A 17367-nucleotide genomic window follows, 5' to 3' on the forward strand; every position below is an offset into this window, starting at 1 on the left:
GCATTCCCCTTTTCAGAAGACTTACATCCGCATGACCGATGCTGTTGCCCCATCCGCCATCCGCGCGCCCGCCCGGCTTTTGCCGCGTGTCCAGGTTGCACCTTGGCTTTACCTGCTGCCGACGCTGGCCGTGCTTTTCGTCTGGATCTACCTGCCCCTGTTCCAGAGCTTCCAGCTGTCCTTCACCCAGTGGAACATGCTGCCCACAAAGACACCGAAGCCGGTGGGCTGGGCGAACTATCGCAACCTCCTGGCGCTGCCCGAATTGCGGCAGGCGGCGCTGAACACGGTCTGGTACGTGGTGGGCCTCTTGCCGCTGTCGGTCGTGATCCCGCTGGCTGTGGCCATCCTGACGCAGGACCTGACAGGCCGGCTGCGCAACCTCTATCGCGCGCTGATCTTCATCCCGATGATCGTGCCCCCCATCGTCGCCGCCGTGCTGTGGCGCTGGCTGCTGAACGAGGACTATGGCCTCGTGAACCATATCATCGCGGGCCTTGGTTTCCCGACGGTGAAGTTCTTCCAGAACCCCGACATCGCGCTTTGGACCATGGTCTGGATCACCGGCTGGAAGCTGATGGGCTTTTCCACGCTGCTCTTGTCCGCCGCCAACGGCACCATCGACCCCGGCTATCTGGAGGCTGCGCGCATGGACGGCGCCAACCGCTGGCAGATCACCCGCGACATCCGGCTGCCGCTCTTGTCGCCGACGATCCTGCTGCTGGTGATGATGACCGTCCTTTTCGGCGCGCAGTGGAGTTTCGTCTACATCAACGCCATCACCGACGGCGGCCCGATGGGCGCCACCACCAACATCTTCTTCCTGATGTGGAAATACGGGTTCCAGACCTTTTCCGCGGGGTGGAGCGCCACGGCCGGGATCATGACCTTCGTCACCTTCGGTCTGCTGGCCCTGCTGTTCCTGGGCCTGTCCAGAAAGGTTGCCTTCCATGACAACTAGGTCCCGCGCCACCACGGTCGCCACCCATGGCGCCATGATCCTGCTGGTGCTGACGGCGGTCGTGCCGGTCTACTGGATGATCGTCACCGCCTTCCGGCCAGAGATCGAGATCTTTTCGCTGCGGCTGCTGCCGCAGCAGCCGACGCTGGAAAACTTCGCCTTCGTCCTGACGGCGATCCCGATGCTGAAGATGCTGGGCAACACCTTCGTCATGGCCGCGGCAACGGCGCTGGCGCAGATCCTGACGGGGCTTTTTGCAGCCTATGCGCTGACCTGCTGGCGGTTTCCGGGCGGCAAGGTGGTTCAGTCGCTGATCGCGCTGTCCTGGCTGGTGCCGTTCCAGGTGACGATGATCCCGAACTACGTGCTGTCGACGAAGCTGGGCCTGCTGAATACGACCACCGGCCTTGTCCTGCCCAATGCGGCGGCGGCCTTTGCCGTTCTGGTCCTGGTCAATGCGATGAAGTCCTTCCCCAGACAGGTGATCGAGGCCGCGCGCATGGACGATGCCGGCCACTGGCGCATCCTGTGGGAAATCATCGTGCCGAACCTGCGGCCGGCCATCGCATCGCTGGGGGTGCTGGCCTTCATCTCGGCCTGGAACGAATATTTCTGGCCGCTGCTCCTGATCCGCAAGATCGAGGACTCGGTCGTCCAGATCGGCCTGCAGATGTTCATGACGCAGGAAGGCAACCAGTGGGGGCCGCTGATGGCGGCGGCGACGCTGGCCTCGCTTCCGGTCTTTGGGCTTTACCTTGTGCTGCACCGGCAGGTCATCGACAGCTTCATGAAATCGGGACTGAAATGAGCGCGATCTTTCCGCGGCTGATGCCGCTCGACGGAACCCACAACATCCGCGACCTGGGCGGTGCGCCGTTGAAGGGCGGGGCCTGGGTGCGGCCCGGCCGGGTTTACCGCGCCTGCGGTATGAACGGATTGACCGATCCCGGACGGACCGGGCTGGCCGAACTTGGGATTGTCCGCGTCATCGACCTGCGGTCCGAGGCGGAACGCGTCGCAGCCCCGGGGCCCTTCGCCGATCACCCGGGCCTAATGCCCATCCCAGTCTTCGACGGGCTGGCGCCGCTGGGCCATGTCTTCGCGGCCGACGGGACGGCCAGTTTCGGCGACCGCTATGTCGAGGCGCTGGGAAGTGCCGCGCCCAGGTTCGGCCGCGCCTTCCGCGCGCTTGCCCAGGCGGATGGGGCTCCGGTCCTGTTTCACTGTACCGCCGGCAAGGACCGGACGGGCGTGATGGCTGCGCTGCTGCTGGACCTGCTGGGTGCCGCCCGGGCGGATATTGTCGCCGACTATGCCGCCACGGCGGATCTGGGGGCGGGGCTTCTGGCCGTTCTGAAGGACGGGGCGATCGCCCGGGGGGCGGACGCTGCGCTGGCGGCCCGGATGATGCAGTCGGAACCGGCCGACATGGAATATGTGCTGGACTGGCTGCAGGGCGGTTTCGGCGGGGCAGAGGGGTATCTGCGCCATGCCGGGCTGTCCGAAGCCGAACTGGATAAGATCGTCGATGCGCTGGCCGCCAGGGAGCCTGCCTTGTACTGATGGCCGGGGATCGGAAAAGACGGCGGCTGTGACTGCAAGACGGGCAGGGGGCGGCCTGCGGATGGTCCCGAAGTGGCCGCCCGGGGCGCTATCCAAAGTGCCGCCGGGCAGGGTGGGTCTTCGGCTTCAGGGCGACATCCCGGCAGTCGAAATCGCGGCCCGGCTTTCCGAGCGGCTGTTGCCCTTCAGGGCAGGTCGCGCTCTGCCAGGCCCTTGATCAGATACATCTCGGCCTCGTGCACGGTTGAAATCTGGGCCCAGGCGGCATCATCCTGGTCTGCCAGCCGCCAGGTCAGCAGCGAGACGACGCATTCGTCCGGGCCATAGCCCAGCACCGGCCCGGGGAGGACCCGGGACATGTTGCGGAACCGCATCGTCTCTTCCGAGCCGCCCACATCATAGTTCACGACCATCATCTCGGGGTCGACGTTCAGCCGGACCAGCGTCCGCGCACCGTTGAAGACCGAGGTGCCGGCGAAAATCCCGTTCCCCAGATCCTCGCGCCCGGCGCTGCCCCAGGCCCAGTGGCCCTGTTTCACGCCGTCGGACATCAGCGCGAACACCGATTCGGCCGGACGGTTCACCTTGATGCTGCTGGTATGGCAATGCGGATCGATCATGCCGTTTCCTGCCCTTCCTTTGTCTCTGGACCCTTGCGGCCCATCCGACCTGCAGAATGGCCCTTATGACCCCAAACCGACAGACCGAAATCGGACCACCGGCCATTTTCAACCCTTGGCAGAGCCATCGACCATGCGGGTACATGACAATTCGGAACCCCGCAAAACAATTCGGAACCCCGCAAAATCCCGGCAGTCCGGTCGCCGCCGCTTTCGGCCGGAGCGCGGCGGCATGGACGTGAAGCCGGGCTAGGCTACGGAGGCGCCACCGGGCGGGTCGGGCTGCCGGTGGAGAACAGGAACGCCCCATCGCGCGTCCGGAACTGCGACGAAGGGGGTTGCCGCCGTGGCCCGCGGCAATGCCGGCGGTCATGGCGCAGAACGGCATGTCCAGTCTTCTGCGCCTGGGGACAGGTTGAACAAGTGGGATATCGCCGGCGGGTGCGGCAGGTGCGACGCCTTGGCAAGCGGGTGGGCCCGAAGGCACTTTCGCCTTGAACATGTGAACCGTCGCTGGTCTGAATGGGGTGGATACGTCAGGACCTCGCAGAGGGGCACCGGATCGCATGCAACCCACAGAACCGGACGGCGCCCGCCTTGTCGCGATCCGCGGCGCCGTGCTCGACATCAGGTTTCCAGAGGGCGCGTTGCCCCCCATCAACGACGCGGTCGAGGTGGAACTCACGGCCGGCGAAACCTTCGTGGCCGAAATCCAGGCCCACCTGGACGACCGCACTGCCCGTGCCATAGCGCTGCGGCCCACCAACGGCCTGCGCAGGGGTGCGGCCGTCCGCGCGCTTGGCGGTCCGGTTTCGGTGCCGGTGGGCGATGCGGTCCTGGGCCGGCTTCTGGACATCACCGGCGCTATCGGCGACCGCGGCGCGCCCCTGCCCGCCGACACGCCCCGCCGCCCGATCCACAACGCGCCGCCGCCCCTGTCGGCGCAGTCCGGCAGTCACGAGATCTTTCGCACCGGCATCAAGGTCGTCGACCTGCTTGCCCCCTTGGCGCAGGGCGGCAAGGCCGCGATGTTCGGCGGCGCGGGCGTCGGCAAGACCGTCCTGGTGATGGAACTGATCCACGCCATGGTCGCCCGCTACGAAGGAATTTCCGTTTTCTGCGGCGTGGGCGAGAGGTCCCGTGAAGGGCACGAGATGCTGTCGGACATGACTGGCGCTGGGGTTCTGGACCGCACGGTGCTGGTCTATGGTCAGATGAACGAACCCCCCGGCGCGCGCTGGCGGGTGCCGATGACGGCGCTGGCGATGTCGGAATATTTCCGGGACGAACAGCACCGCAACGTGCTCTTGCTGATGGACAACGTCTTCCGCTTCGTCCAGGCGGGGTCCGAGGTGTCGGGCCTACTGGGGCGCATGGCCAGCCGCGTAGGCTATCAGCCGACGCTGGCGACCGAGGTGGCAGAGCTTCAGGAACGCATTGCCAGCCGCGGCGCTGCCGCCATCACGGCGATCGAGGCGGTCTATGTCCCGGCAGACGACTTTACCGACCCGGCCGTGACCACCATCGCGTCCCATGTGGACAGCACCGTCGTCCTGAGCCGCGCCATGGCTGCCGACGGGATGTACCCGGCCGTCGATCCCATCGCGTCCACGTCCATCCTGCTCGACCCGCTGGTCCTGGGCGAAGATCACGTGGCCGTCGCCAACCAGGTCCGTCGCACAATCGAGCATTACCGCGAACTGCAGGACGTGATTTCCCTGCTGGGGGTGGAGGAGTTGGGCCGGGAGGACCGGCTGGCCGTCGAACGTGCCCGCCGGCTGCAACGCTTCCTGACCCAGCCCTTCACGGTGACCGAGGCGTTCACGGGCATGGAAGGCCGGTCGGTCGGCATCGAAGACACGCTGGCGGGCTGCAAGGCGATCCTGGCGGGCGAGGCCGACGACTGGGACGAAGGCTCGCTCTACATGGTCGGCACATTCGAGGAAGCCCGCGCCAAGGAAGAGGCCGGCCGCAAGGCGGATGCGGCATGACTGGGGCGCTGCATCTGCGCATCACCACGCCCATGGCGGCGTTGATCGACGCCGCGGATGTGCGTGCCGTCCGGGCCGAGGACGACAGCGGCGCTTTCGGGATCCTGCCGGGGCATATCGACTTTCTGACGGCGCTGCCCGCGTCGGTCGTCCGCTGGCGCGATGCCGGGGACCGGCTGCATTTCTGTGCCGTCCGGGCCGGGGTGCTGACGGTGCTGGGCGGGACCAAGGTGTCGATTTCCTGCCGTGAAGGCGTTCTGGGCGACGATCTGGACGGTCTCGTGGCCAAGGTGGCCGACCTCCGCGCGGCCCAGGTCGATGCCGACCGCAGCGCCCGCACCGAAGAGGCCCGGCTGCATTCCCGCGCGGTGCGCCAGATCATGCGCTATCTGCGACCCGACCGGCCGGGCGCCTTCGACCACCCGCCCCTGATCCTTGGCGAAGGGGGCGACGGATGACCGACGACGACCGCACGGCCGAGGCTGCCCGCCGCACCGCAGACAGGGACGAAGAGGCGCGCCGCACGCCGCCGCCGTCATTCGGCAACCAGCTGGGCCAGATCGGGATCCTGGGCTGGGCCATCGTCACACCGATCCTTCTGGGCATTGTCATCGGCCGTTTCGCTGACCGGCATTTCGACAGCGGGGTCTTCTTCACTGCGCCCGGGATCTTCATCGGCGCGGCCATCGGCTTTCATGCGGCCTGGAAATGGATGCACCGGAAATGAGTGCCTTCATCGCAGCGAACCCGGTGCCGGTTTCCGTCCTGGCCCTGCTGATCGGTCTGGCGATGGGGCTGTTCCATTTCTCGACCCTGAAACGCGTGTCGGCCATGTACTTGGACGGCACCCCGGTCTGGCAGGTCCTGGGCCTGCAACTGGCACGCCTTGCCGTTCTGGTCGCGATCTTCGTGGTCATGGCCCTGGCCGGTGCGATGCCTCTGCTGGCCGGTGCCATCGGTCTGCTTCTGGGCCGCATTGTCGTCATGCGCCGGGCACGGAAGGGGGACTGAATGGAAAATCCTCTCAGCCTCGAACCGCTGTTCCACATCGGTCCCGTCGCGATCAGCGCGCCGGTGGTGGTGACATGGGGGATCATGGCGGGCCTGGGGCTTTTCGCGTTTCTGGCGACCCGCAGGCTGAAGATGTTGCCCGGCAAGACGCAGACCATCCTGGAACTCTTCGTCAGCGTCATCGACGACCAGATCCGCGACACGATGCAGCGCGATCCAGGCCCGTTCCGATCGCTGATCGGCACCATCTTCGGCTTCGTCTTGATCGCCAACTGGTGCGCGCTGATCCCGGGCATCGAACCGCCCACGGCTCACCTGGAAACCGACGCGGCGCTGGCTGTCATGGTGCTGGTGGCTACGATCTACTACGGCATCAAGGGCAGGGGCCTGAAGGGCTATCTTGCCACCTTCGCCGAACCCTCCTGGGTGATGATCCCGCTCAATATCGTCGAACAGATCACCCGCACCTTTTCGCTTGTCGTGCGCCTTTTCGGTAACGTGATGAGCGGCGTCTTCGTCGTGGGCATCGTGCTGTCGCTGGCGGGGCTTTTCGTTCCGATCCCGCTGATGGCGCTGGATCTGCTGACCGGCGCTGTCCAGGCCTATATCTTCGCAGTCCTCGCCACCGTCTTCATCGGCGCGGCCGTGGGCGACGACCTTCCCGAACCATCGCAACAGACGGAGGCCTCAAAGCCATGACCGCAAACCTGATCGAAGTCGTGTCGATCCTTGCTGCCGCCATCGCGGTCAGCTTCGGCGCAATCGGCCCCGCGCTGGCCGAAGGCCGCGCCGTGGCTGCCGCCATGGACGCCATCGCTCGCCAGCCAGAGGCCGCCGGCACCGTCAGCCGCACGCTGTTCGTGGGTCTGGCGATGATCGAGACCATGGCGATCTATACCCTGGTGATCGCGCTTCTGGTCCTTTTCGCCAATCCCTTCGTCTAGGGGGGCAGGGCGGGTGAGCTTCGACTGGTGGACCTTCGGATTGCAGACCGTGAACGCGGTGGTGCTGGTCTGGCTTCTGGCGCGGTTCCTGTTCCGTCCGGTAGCCGGGATCATCGCGGAACGGCAGGCCGCGGCCCACGCGGCGCTGGACCAGGCCCAGGCCGACCGCGCCGCGGCCGCCGAAGCCCTGGCCGAGACGCAGAAGGCCAAGGACGCCCTCGCCGCCGACCGCGCCACGCTGATCACCGAGGCCCGGGCCGAGGCCGACCGCCAGAAGCAGCAGATCCTGGCCGAAGCCCGCGCCGACGCCGACAAGGCCCGCGCCGATGCGGCCGCAGACCTGGACCGCCAGCGCGCGGCCGAAACCCAGCACTGGCATGCCGAGGCCGCGACCCTGGCCGTCGATATCTCGGCGCGCCTGCTGGACCAGTTGCCGGGTGGTGCCCGGGCCGTGGACTTCGTGCCCGGGCTGATCGACGCCGTGTCGAAGCTGCCGAAAGCCACGCAGGACCGGATCGGGACCGAAGGCCCGGCGATTGTCCGTTCCGCGAAACCCCTGACGGGGGATGAGCAGGCGCTGGTCGCGGATCAGTTGCAGGCGACCCTCGGCCGCGCCGTGCCCCTGACCTTCATCACCGACGACAGCCTGATCGCGGGGCTGGAACTGGACACGCCGCACGCCGTCGTCCGCAACACCTTCCGGTCGGATCTCGACCGGATTGCAGGCAGGATCGCCCCCGATGACTGAGACCTCCGACTGGCTGACCCGCAGCCGCGCCGCGCTGGCCGACGCGCCCCTGGCGCCCGAGGCGATGGCCGTGGGCCGGGTGGAACGGGTGGCGGACGGGATCGCGCAGGTTTCGGGCCTGCCGGACGTTGCCCTGGGGGCGCTGCTGAAATTCCAGGGTGGGCAGCTGGGTTTCACCCACAGCCTGGGCGAGGACGAAATCGACGTCGTGATCTGTGACGAGGCCAGCGCGATCGAAGCCGGCCACCGCGTCATCGATACCGGAGGGGTGCTTGAAGTCCCGGTGGGCGACGCGCTGCTGGGCCGGGTCATCGACCCGCTGGGCCGGCCGCTGGATGGCGGCGCGCCTGTTGCCACGGCGGACACCTTGCCCGTCGAACGCCCGGCACCATCGATCATCGACCGGGCCGAGGTGACGGAGCCGCTGGAAACCGGCGTTCTGGTGATGGACAGCCTCTTTTCGCTGGGTCGGGGCCAGCGGGAACTGATCGTTGGCGACCGGGCCACGGGCAAGACGGCGCTTGCCGTCGATGCCATCGTGAATCAGAAGACCAGCGACGTGATCTGCGTCTATGTCGCCGTGGGCCAGCCCGCAGCGGCCGTCCAACGTGTGATCGAGGCCGTCCATACCCACGGTGGCCCCGAACGCTGCATCTTCGTGGTGGGTGGCGCGTCCTCCAGCCCCGGCATGCAGTGGATCGCGCCTTTCGCCGGCATGACCATCGCGGAATATTTCCGGGACAGGGGCCAGCACGCGCTGATCGTCATCGACGACCTGACCCGCCATGCCGCGACCCACAGGGAACTGGCCCTGCTGACCCGCGAACCCCCGGGGCGCGAGGCCTATCCGGGCGACATCTTCTATCTTCATGCCCGCCTGCTGGAACGCGCGGCCAAACTGGCGCCGGAACTGGGCGGCGGGTCCCTGACCGCGCTGCCGATTGCCGAAACAGATGCCGGCAACCTCTCGGCCTATATCCCGACTAACCTGATCTCGATCACCGACGGGCAGATCGTGCTGGACACCAGCCTCTTTGCCGCCAGCCGCAGGCCGGCGGTCGACGTGGGCCTGTCGGTCAGCCGGGTGGGGGGCAAGGCGCAGTGGCCGGCCCTGCGGCAGGTCTCCGGACGCGTCCGTCTGGATTACGCCCAGTTCCAGGAGCTGGAGATGTTCACCCGGTTCGGCGGCGTGACCAGCGCTCGCGTGCAGGAACGGATTGCCCGCGGCTTGCGAATCCGGGCGCTGCTGACCCAGCCGCGGTTCGCGGGGCTCGACATGGTGGGGCAGGTGGCCCTTCTGGCGGCGCTCGCCGATGGTGCGCTGGACGATCTGGCGCCCGAGAAGCTGCCCACGCTCCGGCAACGGCTGACCGGATGGCTTCACAGCCATGCGGCCGAGGCTTCGGGCAAGGTGCGTGAAACCGGCAAGCTGGACGCCGACATCCGCGCGGCGCTGGTCGAGGCGGTCCGGGCGCTGGCCCGTGATGTGGGGCAGGCGCCGTGACCGGCCGGCTGGCGGATGTCGAGGCACGGATCGGCACGGTCCAGAAGCTGGGAGCTGTGATCCGTGCCATGCGGGGCATCGCCACCGCCCGCGTGCAGGAGGCGCACGAGCAGGTCGAGGCCATCCGCGCCTATGCCGAAACCATCGGCGACGCCATTGCCGAGGCGATGGCGCTGATGCCCGATCCGGCCCCGACGGGGATATCCCGCGACGACCGTCACCACGCGGTGATCGTGATCACTGCCGAACAGGGCTTTGCCGGGACCTACAACGAACAGGTCTTCGATGCGGCAACACCCCTGCTGGACGGGCCGCACGACCTGTTCCTGGTCGGCGACCGCGGCGTTCTGGTCGCCACCGAACGCCATCGCAACCCGGTCTGGAACGACGCCATGATCGTCCACCCGGCGCAGGCGGTGTCGCTGGTGACCCGCATGACGGACGCGCTGTTCAGGATGATGGACACGGAGGAGATCGCCCGCGTCTCGGTCGTGCACGCGATGCCCACGGGCGTCAGCGGCATGGAGGTCGTGACCCGGCAATTGGTCCCCTTCGACTATGCCCGGTTTCCCTTGCCGGGGCGCCGGTCGGCACCGATGACGACGCTGCCGCCGGCTCGGCTGCTGGCGCAGCTGGTCGACGAATACATCGTTGCGGAACTGGTCGAGGCGGTGATGTTGGCCTTCGCGGCCGAGAACGTTGCGCGGATGCGTGCCATGATCGCGGCGCAGGACAACGTGAAGGACACGACGGACACGCTGGTCGCCACCTCCCGGCGGTTGCGGCAGGAAGAGATCACCGAGGAAATCGTGGAACTGGCCGCCGGGCACAGCCACCGCTAGGGGCCACCTGGCGCCTGACGGAAGTCCCCCCGGCCGCAGGTCGGACAGCGGTCGGCCCGCCCACTGCCTCACTGGGGGCGGCCGCCTCGCGACCTCCGGCCGGGTCGATCGCAACCCTTCCTGTTTCGACGGCCGCGTCCCGCCCGGATGCGGGGGCTCTCACGCCCCGGCCCGCGCCATTGCACAGCCCAGCCCGTCGATCAACGGGACAGGGATCAGGTGCGCCAGATGACGGGTCATGCCGGCCGTGACGGCCCCGCCCAGGACCAGCACATCGGGCTTCTCGGCGGAGAGGACAGCCTGCGCCAGGTCGGTCATGTCCTTCAGCGTCCGCCCGGGGTCGGCGTGACTGTCCAGCACACCCCGGTTCAGCGCATGGACGCCGGTCAACTGCCCGGCCACGCCGTACTCATCGGCCGTCTGCCGGATCCCCGGAATGGTCGTCGGCGCCACGGTCAGGATCGCGAAACGGTCCCCCATGGCGGCCGCGTCCAGCATCGCGGCCTCTGCAATGCCGATGACGGGAAAGGCGACTTCCTCCCGGATCTGCACCAGCCCGGGGTCGCTGAAACAGGCGATGATCGCTGCGTCCACCGGACCCGCCGACCGGATCGCATCGCAGGTGGCGGCGGCCGCGATCCTGGCATCTTCCGGCGTTTCGATGGCGGGGACGCCATAGGGCGCCGTGACCGCGCTGATCACGGCGCCGGCGCGGGCCAGCGACCACGCTTCGGTCGCGACCTGACGGGTAATGCCCGGCGAGGTGTTGGAATTGACGATCAGCAGGTGCATGACCGTCAGCCCGCGGTGCGGGGGGACCAGCGGTCCATCCCCGCCATATCGCGCCAAGCATGGGCAATCTGGGCCCTTGTCGCGTACCAGATATCGGGGCGGGCGGCCATGTGCTGCAGCAGGCGTTCCAACCCGCCGATCCGGCCGGGGCGGCCGATGATGCGCTGGTGCAGGCCCACGGACATCATCTTGGGCCGCGTCTCGCCCTCGCGGCACAGCCAGTCGAAGGCATCGGCGCAATAGCGGGTGAAATCCTCGCCGAAGACAAAGCCGCCACCGGGGCCGAAGCGCATGTCGTTGGTATCGAAGCTGTAGGGCAGGACGACGTGGGGGCTGTCCGCATCGCCGACGACATAGGGAAGATCGTCGTTGTAAGCGTCGGAATCGTAAAGGAACCCGCCATGGTCCCACAGCAATTGCCGCGTGTTGGGAGAAGAAGCAGAGCGTGTGTGCCAGCCCACCGGCGCCACGCCCGCGATGCGGGTCAGGCTGGCATGGGTGCGCGCGATCACCTGCGCCTCGTGCGCCGGATCCATCCCGGCATGGGTTTCCCAGCGATAGCCATGGCACGATATTTCGTGTCCGCGGGCGGCGGCTTCGGCGATCAGCGTCGGCACCCGTTCCGCGGCGCGGGCGCAGGTGCTGATCGTGGCGCGGATGCCGTGGGCTTCCAGCAGCGAAAGGATGCGGTAGAAGCCGGCCCGCGGCCCGTATTCGTAATGCGAGGACATGCAGGGATCGGGGGCGCCGATCACTTCCTCGCGCACCTCGTAGACGGGCTCGTTGCGTTCGTCGCCATCGGCGATGGACAGTTCCGCCCCTTCCTCGAAGTTCAGGACGAAGGAGACGGCCAGCCTTGCCTTGCCGGGCCATTCGACCTTCGGAGGCGCGTCGCGATGGCCCAGGAAATCCCGCGCTGCCAGCGTCACGACCGGGACCCCAGATGGGCGAAGGCCGTGGCCAGCGATGGTGCCTTCCGCCCCTCGTCGCCCAGGTCCAGGCTGTCCATGACGTCCTGAAGGTGGTGGCGCATCGCATGGGCCGCCGCGTCCTCGTCGCCCGAGGCGATCTTGTCGATCAGGTCGGTATGCCCGCCCAGCGAACAGACGGAGGAGGCCGGCCGTTGATAGAGCGCCACGACAAGGCTGTCGCGCGAGACCAGTTCGCGGACCAGTTCGGCCACCACGTCGTTGCCGGTGATCCGTGCCAGTTCGCAATGGAATTCCCCGGTCAGCCGGTGGGCATGGCCGCCGTCGCGCCGGTCGCGGGCGCCCTGTTCCTCGGCCACAATCTGACGCAGGATCTTCAGATGCCGGGGTTTTGCCGCGCGGGTCGCGGCGCGGATCACGCCTTCCTCGATGATCTGGCGGGCGGCGTTGACGGCGCGCGCGTCCTCGACCGAGGGGCGGGCGACGAAGGCGCCGCGCATCGGTTCGATCACCACGATCTTCTGGTCGGCCAGACGGTGCAGGACCGGACGAATCCGGGTCTTGGAGACGCCGAAGACCTTGCCCAGTTCGTCCTGGCCCAGTTTCTCGCCCGGCTCCAGCCGCCCGTCGATGATGGCCTCGAAGATCTCGCGGTGGATGTCGTCGTCGGTCATTGGGGGACTCGGTCGTGTCATTCGTGCTTAGCATCGTATACGATTATAAGGAGCGTTGTCATCCGAATTTTGCAGGCCGTCACCGCGACATGCAAGGTTTCAGGCTGGGATTCGGTTGAAATCGACCTCTAGAGACCCCAGACCCGCGATCTCACACGCACGTTTCTTGTCGTTTGCCGGATTTTTCAGCATCTGCCGTCAGATCCGGCGCCCGCACCCTGAATTCAGTTTTAGTATACGATTTTTTCTTGCAATCGGTTCCGGCCTGTCCTGCAACTGGGACCACAAGCCCGCAAGGCGGGAAAGCAAGACCAGACAACAACGGGGAGTTTATCCATGCACGTCTTTCGGACGACCAGGGCCCTGATCGCGGCCGCAACCACCGCAGTCTTAGTGGCAGGCGCCGGTGCGGCACCCGCCGAAACCTCCTGGACGATGGCCAGCGGCTATCCCGACACCAATTTCCTGACCCAGAACATCGCGCTCTTCATCGACGATGTCGCGGCGGCGACCGATGGAGAGCTGAAGATCACGCTGCATTCAAACGGTACGCTGATGAAGCTGGACGCGATCCGCCGCGCGGTCCAGACCGACCAGGTCCAGATCGGAGAAATCCGGCTGGGATCCTATTCCAACGAGGATCCGATGTACAATCTGGCGGGTCTGCCCTTTGTGGCCGGCGACTATGCCAGCGCATGGAAGCTGATGGAGGCGCAGAAACCCTATTTCGACAAGCTGTTCGACAAGATCGGCCTGAAGGTGCTGGCCTATCAGCCCTGGCCGGGACAGGGCTTCTATACCAAGTTCCCGGTGACGGGGCTGGCCGATTTCAGCGGGCAGAAGCTGCGAATCTATTCCAAGGCCACGCAGGACATGGGAAATGCGCTGGGTTTCGAGGCCACGATCCTGCCCTTCGCGGAAATCCCGCAGGCCTTTGCCACAGGTCTGATCGACGCGCTGTTCACCTCGCCCCAGACCGGGATCGACATTCAGGCCTGGGACAATACCGAATATTTCACCGCTGCAGGCGCGATCTACACCAAGAACGCGATCATCGTGAACAAGGATGCGTTCGAAGCCCTGCCGGCCGGAATGCAGGAGGCGCTGGTGAAGGCGGGCGAGGCCGCCACCAAGCGCGGCTGGGAGATGAGCCAGGCCACCTATGGCGAACAGCTGAATGTGCTGGAGGAAAACGGCATGGTCGTGGAACAGGCCCCGGAAGAGGTCATGGCCAAGCTGAAGGAAGTCGGCGCCGCGATGATGGCGGAATGGCAGGCCACCGCCTCGCCCGACGCGATCGCCGTGCTGGAAACCTACAAGGCGTCGAACTGAGCCCGACCTGACCCCTTGCCTGTCTCCGGCCCTGTCTTGTGACACCGGGTCGGGGCGGGCCTATGGCATCCGGAGGCAGCCCCATGCGCAGGATCCTGGATCTTCTCTACCTCGTCAGCGGCGGTCTGGCCGCGTTCTGCCTGTTCATGATCGCGCTGACCATCGTGGCGCAGATCGTCGGCCGCAGCGTCGGCGTGACGATCGATTCCACCGAAAGCGGCGGCTTCTTTCTGGCGGGGACCACCTTTCTGGGCCTGGCCTGGACGATGAAGACCGGCGGGCATGTTCGCGTGTCACTGCTGGTCGGCCGGCTGAAGGGGCGCGCGGCCTGGCTGGCCGAGGCTTGGATCGGCCTTTTCGGTGTGATCGGCTGCACCTACCTGGCCTGGCAGACTTACGGCATGATCCACGATTCCTGGCGCTTCGGCGACCTGTCGCCGGGGCTGCTGGCGGTGCCCTTCTGGATCCCGCAATCCGCGATGCTGGTGGGCGTGATCGTGCTGGCCATTGCGATGCTGGACGATCTGGTGCTGGTCCTGACCGGCCGCACACCGGGCTTTGCCGCACCCCACGAAACCGCGCTCGACGGGATCGAGCTGAACGAATGAGGCCGCGCCCATGGACATCCTGACCACGACGGCGATCCTGGGCGCGGTCCTGCTGGTGCTGCTGGCGGGGGGCCTCTGGATCGGGTTCACCCTGGCGGCCGTGGGTTTTGTCGCCATCGCATTCTTCACGCCCGCGCCGGCCGGTTCGATGCTGGCTACGACCCTTTGGGACAACAGCTGGGGCTGGGCACTGACCGCGCTGCCGCTGTTTGTCTGGATGGGGGAGATCCTGTTCCGCGCGAAGCTGTCCGAGGACATGTTCGCGGGTCTGGCCCCGTGGCTGGACCGGCTGCCGGGGCGGCTGTTGCACGTCAACATCGTGGGCTGCGGCGTGATGGCGGCAGTGGCCGGATCCTCGGCCGTGACCGCGGCGACGGTCGGGCGGATGAGCCTGCCGGAACTGAAGCAGCGTGGCTATGACGAAGGCATGTCCATCGGCACGCTGGCGGGGTCTGGCACGCTGGGCCTGCTGATCCCGCCGTCGATCATGATGATCGTCTACGGCATTGCCGCGCAGCAGTCGATTTCCCGCCTGTTCATCGCGGGCATCGTGCCGGGCCTCTTGGTGATGGGTCTTTTCATGGGCTACGTCATGCTGTGGTCGGCCTTCAACGGACTATCGGTTCCACCTGCGGGTCCTCGGCTGCCGCTGGGCCAGAAGCTGCGCCAGTCGCGCCGGCTGATCCCGGTGCTGCTGCTAATCGTGGCTGTGATCGGGTCGATCTATGGCGGCATCGCCACCCCGACCGAGGCCGCGACGCTGGGCGTTTTCGGTGCGCTGATCCTGGCGTGGCTGTCGGGCGCGCTGACCTGGGCCAGTTTCACCGAAAGCCTTATGGCGGCGACGCGGACCAGTTGCATGATCACCATGATCATCCTGGGCGCGGCCTTCCTGTCGGTCGGCATGGCCTTCCTTGGCATCCCGGCCGCATTGGCCAAGTGGGTCGCCGCACAGAACCTTTCGCCGGCGGCGCTGCTGATCCTTCTCACGCTGATCTACATCGTGCTGGGCTGTTTCCTGGAAGGCGCGTCGATGATCGTGCTGACGACCTCGGTCGCACTGCCGATGGTGGTGCAGGCGGGGTTCGACCCGATCTGGTTCGGCATCTACCTGATTGTCGTAGTGGAAATGGCACAGATCACCCCGCCGGTGGGCTTCAACCTGTTTGTCCTGCACGGGATGAGCGGTCGGGACATGTGGACCGTCACCCGTGCCTCGGCCCCGTTCTTCGGGCTTCTGGTGCTGGCGGTGGCGTTGCTGGCGGTGTTCCCGGGGCTGGTGACCTACCTGCCGACGCTGATGCTGTCCCGCTAGCGGGGCACGAGGGCGGTGGGGGCGGCGAGCCCCGGCGCCGACAGGGACGGCATCCGCGGGGGGTGGGCTGCAGCACCGTGACCCGAAGGCAGGTCCGGGCCCCCGCGTTCGGGCTCTCGTTCCCGGTCATTCAGGCCAGAAGCTCGCTCACCATGACCGTCAGTCTCAACGCGCGGCCCATGGCCGTTCCGGAAGGCGGGCGCTGTGCAAGACCTGCCGGAGAACCGGACACCCCTTGTGCGGACGTTCGCGGGCGGGGGGCCATCCGATGCTTGGAATGTTGATCCTGTTCTGCATCGCAACTGCCGGCAACCGTAACCCCCTTGGGCCGCCCGGCCGAAAGTCGAAAGGGAACGAATCGAGCAATTCCATTCCGTGCGCTTGCCGGTATGATCCGGCACAGATTTCCAGATCAGGCGGAATTTCCTTGGAAGACCTTTTCCCCCAACCGGACCTGTCGACCGTCTTCCGGGCAGAGATCCTGGCGGCCCGGATGGAAGGTGCGCTCCGGGCCGATGCCTCGCTGGCGGCGATGTGGCGGGGTCTGGCGTCGGTGCAGGAGGCCTGTGCGTCGACCTGGCTGGAGGATCTGCCAGTTTCGCCCGTCGATCTTCTGGGCCGGCCGTTCCGCGCCTCGCTGGGGGATCCGGATCGCGATCGGGCGGCGTTGGCGGGGGCGGCGATGTTGCGGGGCCTGCATTCGCCGGGCCCCCTCGAAGAACAGACGGGCACGGTCCTGTCGCGCCTCTGGTCGCTGTCGGCGGGAGAGGGGCCGCATCCCTTCATGCCGCAGGACTATGCCGAAATCCGGGATGCCATGGCAGAAGCGCCAAGCCCCCTGCTGGGGGCACTGGCCGTGGCGCGGATCGTGCATGTGGCGACCGAAGGCAATGCGCCATCGGTCGAGCGGCTGGCGCTGGTCGCGGCGGATCACGCGATGCGCGGGTCCGGCCGCTTCATGCTGGGCGAGGCGGAGCCATACGATCTTGTTTCGGCCCCCCGCGGGGCATGGGTGATCCAGCCGTCGCTGGCGCTGGTCGACAACGGATTCCGGCTGTGGTCGGTGGCCCATCCCGGACGGGTGCGGGACCTGCTGGAGGGGCTGACCCGGACGCTGGACCGCGGCATCGCGGCCTTGCCGCTGCTTCGGCGCTGGCTGGAACGGTCGCGGGACATAAGGGCCGATGCGCATGGCGCCTCGCGCATGCCGGACCTGATCGGGATGCTGACGCTGACCCCCATCGTGACAGGCAGCGCCGTGGCGCGGGACCTGAACATCACGCCCCGCGGCGCGCAGAAGCTGATCGACCAGGCCGAGAGCTTGGAACTGATCACGAAGATCACGCCACGGCGGACGTACCGGGCCTGGGCGACCACGCCCTTCGCCCGGATGCTGGGGCGTGGCTGAATTTCAAGGTCCCGCCCGGTGGCCCGCCGGGCAGCGGCCGATTTGCGCCGCAGTTTCAACAGGGGGCCGGCCGCTGCACGTCTTGCTGAAGCTTCGGCCGTTCCGCGTACGCGCGGAACGGCCGG

General features: G+C 67.0%; 20 protein-coding genes. 16 read left to right on the forward strand and 4 right to left on the reverse strand.

Going from position 1 to position 17367, the window contains the following annotated elements:
- Positions 1-31: 31 nt before the first annotated feature.
- Genes FQK05_RS23540 through FQK05_RS23550 form a run of 3 tightly spaced genes read left to right on the forward strand, consistent with a single transcriptional unit; the run spans position 32 to position 2524 of the window.
- On the forward strand, positions 32-961 hold the full coding sequence (locus FQK05_RS23540) for a carbohydrate ABC transporter permease (RefSeq protein ID WP_158971583.1): 930 nt from the start codon (positions 32-34) through the stop codon (positions 959-961).
- The gene (locus tag FQK05_RS23545; RefSeq protein WP_158971585.1) at positions 951-1769 is read left to right on the forward strand and encodes a carbohydrate ABC transporter permease; all 819 of its coding nucleotides are present in this window, start codon (positions 951-953) and stop codon (positions 1767-1769) included. The genes FQK05_RS23540 and FQK05_RS23545 overlap by 11 nt, the downstream gene beginning before the upstream one ends.
- Entirely contained in the window at positions 1766-2524 is a 759-nt protein-coding gene (locus FQK05_RS23550) for a tyrosine-protein phosphatase (RefSeq protein ID WP_158971587.1), read from the forward strand. The genes FQK05_RS23545 and FQK05_RS23550 overlap by 4 nt, the downstream gene beginning before the upstream one ends.
- A gap of 185 nt (positions 2525-2709) precedes the next feature.
- Here the strand turns inward: FQK05_RS23550 and FQK05_RS23555 are convergent, their stop codons facing one another.
- Positions 2710-3144 (reverse strand): hypothetical protein, encoded by a 435-nt coding sequence (locus FQK05_RS23555; protein ID WP_158971589.1) that lies wholly within the window; start codon positions 3142-3144, stop codon positions 2710-2712.
- Positions 3145-3710: 566 nt separating this feature from the next.
- On the opposite strand from FQK05_RS23555, the gene atpD reads away from it, so the two are divergent.
- From atpD to FQK05_RS23600, 9 genes are read left to right on the forward strand one after another with little or no spacing between them, the layout of a single operon-like run.
- Positions 3711-5135 (forward strand): F0F1 ATP synthase subunit beta, encoded by a 1425-nt coding sequence (gene atpD, locus FQK05_RS23560; RefSeq protein WP_158971591.1) that lies wholly within the window; start codon positions 3711-3713, stop codon positions 5133-5135.
- On the forward strand, positions 5132-5593 hold the full coding sequence (locus FQK05_RS23565; protein WP_158971593.1) for a F0F1 ATP synthase subunit epsilon: 462 nt from the start codon (positions 5132-5134) through the stop codon (positions 5591-5593). Before atpD ends, FQK05_RS23565 begins: the two co-directional genes overlap by 4 nt.
- Positions 5590-5862 (forward strand): AtpZ/AtpI family protein, encoded by a 273-nt coding sequence (locus FQK05_RS23570; protein WP_158971595.1) that lies wholly within the window; start codon positions 5590-5592, stop codon positions 5860-5862. The genes FQK05_RS23565 and FQK05_RS23570 overlap by 4 nt, the downstream gene beginning before the upstream one ends.
- On the forward strand, positions 5859-6146 hold the full coding sequence (locus tag FQK05_RS23575; protein WP_158971597.1) for an N-ATPase subunit AtpR: 288 nt from the start codon (positions 5859-5861) through the stop codon (positions 6144-6146). The genes FQK05_RS23570 and FQK05_RS23575 overlap by 4 nt, the downstream gene beginning before the upstream one ends.
- Positions 6147-6845 (forward strand): F0F1 ATP synthase subunit A, encoded by a 699-nt coding sequence (locus FQK05_RS23580; RefSeq protein ID WP_158971599.1) that lies wholly within the window; start codon positions 6147-6149, stop codon positions 6843-6845. It abuts the gene before it with no gap.
- Complete coding sequence (locus tag FQK05_RS23585) at positions 6842-7090, forward strand: F0F1 ATP synthase subunit C (RefSeq protein WP_158971601.1); 249 nt, start codon at positions 6842-6844, stop codon at positions 7088-7090. The genes FQK05_RS23580 and FQK05_RS23585 overlap by 4 nt, the downstream gene beginning before the upstream one ends.
- Before the next feature lie 13 nt (positions 7091-7103).
- Positions 7104-7838, forward strand: coding sequence for a F0F1 ATP synthase subunit delta (locus FQK05_RS23590; protein WP_158971603.1), 735 nt, complete (start codon positions 7104-7106; stop codon positions 7836-7838).
- Positions 7831-9342, forward strand: coding sequence for a F0F1 ATP synthase subunit alpha (locus FQK05_RS23595; RefSeq protein WP_158971605.1), 1512 nt, complete (start codon positions 7831-7833; stop codon positions 9340-9342). Before FQK05_RS23590 ends, FQK05_RS23595 begins: the two co-directional genes overlap by 8 nt.
- Entirely contained in the window at positions 9339-10184 is an 846-nt protein-coding gene (locus FQK05_RS23600; protein ID WP_158971607.1) for a F0F1 ATP synthase subunit gamma, read from the forward strand. Before FQK05_RS23595 ends, FQK05_RS23600 begins: the two co-directional genes overlap by 4 nt.
- 159 nt (positions 10185-10343) lie before the next feature.
- On the opposite strand, the gene FQK05_RS23605 is transcribed toward FQK05_RS23600, so the two are convergent.
- The 3 genes from FQK05_RS23605 to FQK05_RS23615 are packed head-to-tail and all read right to left on the reverse strand — an operon-like array spanning position 10344 to position 12579.
- Positions 10344-10976: an aspartate/glutamate racemase family protein gene (locus tag FQK05_RS23605; protein ID WP_158971609.1), complete on the reverse strand. Its 633-nt coding sequence runs from the start codon at positions 10974-10976 to the stop codon at positions 10344-10346.
- Positions 10977-10981: 5 nt separating this feature from the next.
- Entirely contained in the window at positions 10982-11905 is a 924-nt protein-coding gene (locus tag FQK05_RS23610) for a polysaccharide deacetylase family protein (RefSeq protein WP_233270653.1), read from the reverse strand.
- Positions 11902-12579: a GntR family transcriptional regulator gene (locus tag FQK05_RS23615; protein ID WP_158971611.1), complete on the reverse strand. Its 678-nt coding sequence runs from the start codon at positions 12577-12579 to the stop codon at positions 11902-11904. Before FQK05_RS23615 ends, FQK05_RS23610 begins: the two co-directional genes overlap by 4 nt.
- A 336-nt stretch (positions 12580-12915) precedes the next feature.
- Between FQK05_RS23615 and FQK05_RS23620 the strand changes: the two genes are divergently transcribed.
- The 4 genes from FQK05_RS23620 (at position 12916) to FQK05_RS23635 (ending at position 17242) form a co-directional block, all read left to right on the forward strand.
- Complete coding sequence (locus FQK05_RS23620; RefSeq protein WP_158971613.1) at positions 12916-13911, forward strand: TRAP transporter substrate-binding protein; 996 nt, start codon at positions 12916-12918, stop codon at positions 13909-13911.
- Positions 13912-13994: 83 nt separating this feature from the next.
- Positions 13995-14519 (forward strand): TRAP transporter small permease, encoded by a 525-nt coding sequence (locus tag FQK05_RS23625; protein ID WP_158971614.1) that lies wholly within the window; start codon positions 13995-13997, stop codon positions 14517-14519.
- A 10-nt stretch (positions 14520-14529) separates the two neighbouring features.
- Complete coding sequence (locus tag FQK05_RS23630; protein WP_158971616.1) at positions 14530-15834, forward strand: TRAP transporter large permease; 1305 nt, start codon at positions 14530-14532, stop codon at positions 15832-15834.
- Positions 15835-16261: 427 nt separating this feature from the next.
- Positions 16262-17242, forward strand: coding sequence for a helix-turn-helix domain-containing protein (locus FQK05_RS23635; protein WP_158971618.1), 981 nt, complete (start codon positions 16262-16264; stop codon positions 17240-17242).
- Positions 17243-17367 lie beyond the last annotated feature (125 nt).

Source organism: Chachezhania sediminis (genome assembly GCF_009765275.1).
GTDB lineage: Bacteria > Pseudomonadota > Alphaproteobacteria > Rhodobacterales > Rhodobacteraceae > Chachezhania > Chachezhania sediminis.

Coding starts and splice junctions, on each gene's coding strand:
- FQK05_RS23620 (WP_158971613.1), top strand. CDS start 12,916: ATGCACGTCTTTCGGACGACCAGGGCCCTGATCGCGGCCGCAACCACC.
- FQK05_RS23555 (WP_158971589.1), bottom strand. CDS start 3,144: ATGATCGATCCGCATTGCCATACCAGCAGCATCAAGGTGAACCGTCCG.
- FQK05_RS23625 (WP_158971614.1), top strand. CDS start 13,995: ATGCGCAGGATCCTGGATCTTCTCTACCTCGTCAGCGGCGGTCTGGCC.
- FQK05_RS23575 (WP_158971597.1), top strand. CDS start 5,859: ATGAGTGCCTTCATCGCAGCGAACCCGGTGCCGGTTTCCGTCCTGGCC.
- FQK05_RS23580 (WP_158971599.1), top strand. CDS start 6,147: ATGGAAAATCCTCTCAGCCTCGAACCGCTGTTCCACATCGGTCCCGTC.
- FQK05_RS23570 (WP_158971595.1), top strand. CDS start 5,590: ATGACCGACGACGACCGCACGGCCGAGGCTGCCCGCCGCACCGCAGAC.
- FQK05_RS23630 (WP_158971616.1), top strand. CDS start 14,530: ATGGACATCCTGACCACGACGGCGATCCTGGGCGCGGTCCTGCTGGTG.
- FQK05_RS23595 (WP_158971605.1), top strand. CDS start 7,831: ATGACTGAGACCTCCGACTGGCTGACCCGCAGCCGCGCCGCGCTGGCC.
- FQK05_RS23615 (WP_158971611.1), bottom strand. CDS start 12,579: ATGACCGACGACGACATCCACCGCGAGATCTTCGAGGCCATCATCGAC.
- FQK05_RS23585 (WP_158971601.1), top strand. CDS start 6,842: ATGACCGCAAACCTGATCGAAGTCGTGTCGATCCTTGCTGCCGCCATC.
- FQK05_RS23605 (WP_158971609.1), bottom strand. CDS start 10,976: ATGCACCTGCTGATCGTCAATTCCAACACCTCGCCGGGCATTACCCGT.
- FQK05_RS23565 (WP_158971593.1), top strand. CDS start 5,132: ATGACTGGGGCGCTGCATCTGCGCATCACCACGCCCATGGCGGCGTTG.
- FQK05_RS23550 (WP_158971587.1), top strand. CDS start 1,766: ATGAGCGCGATCTTTCCGCGGCTGATGCCGCTCGACGGAACCCACAAC.
- FQK05_RS23545 (WP_158971585.1), top strand. CDS start 951: ATGACAACTAGGTCCCGCGCCACCACGGTCGCCACCCATGGCGCCATG.
- FQK05_RS23540 (WP_158971583.1), top strand. CDS start 32: ATGACCGATGCTGTTGCCCCATCCGCCATCCGCGCGCCCGCCCGGCTT.
- atpD (WP_158971591.1), top strand. CDS start 3,711: ATGCAACCCACAGAACCGGACGGCGCCCGCCTTGTCGCGATCCGCGGC.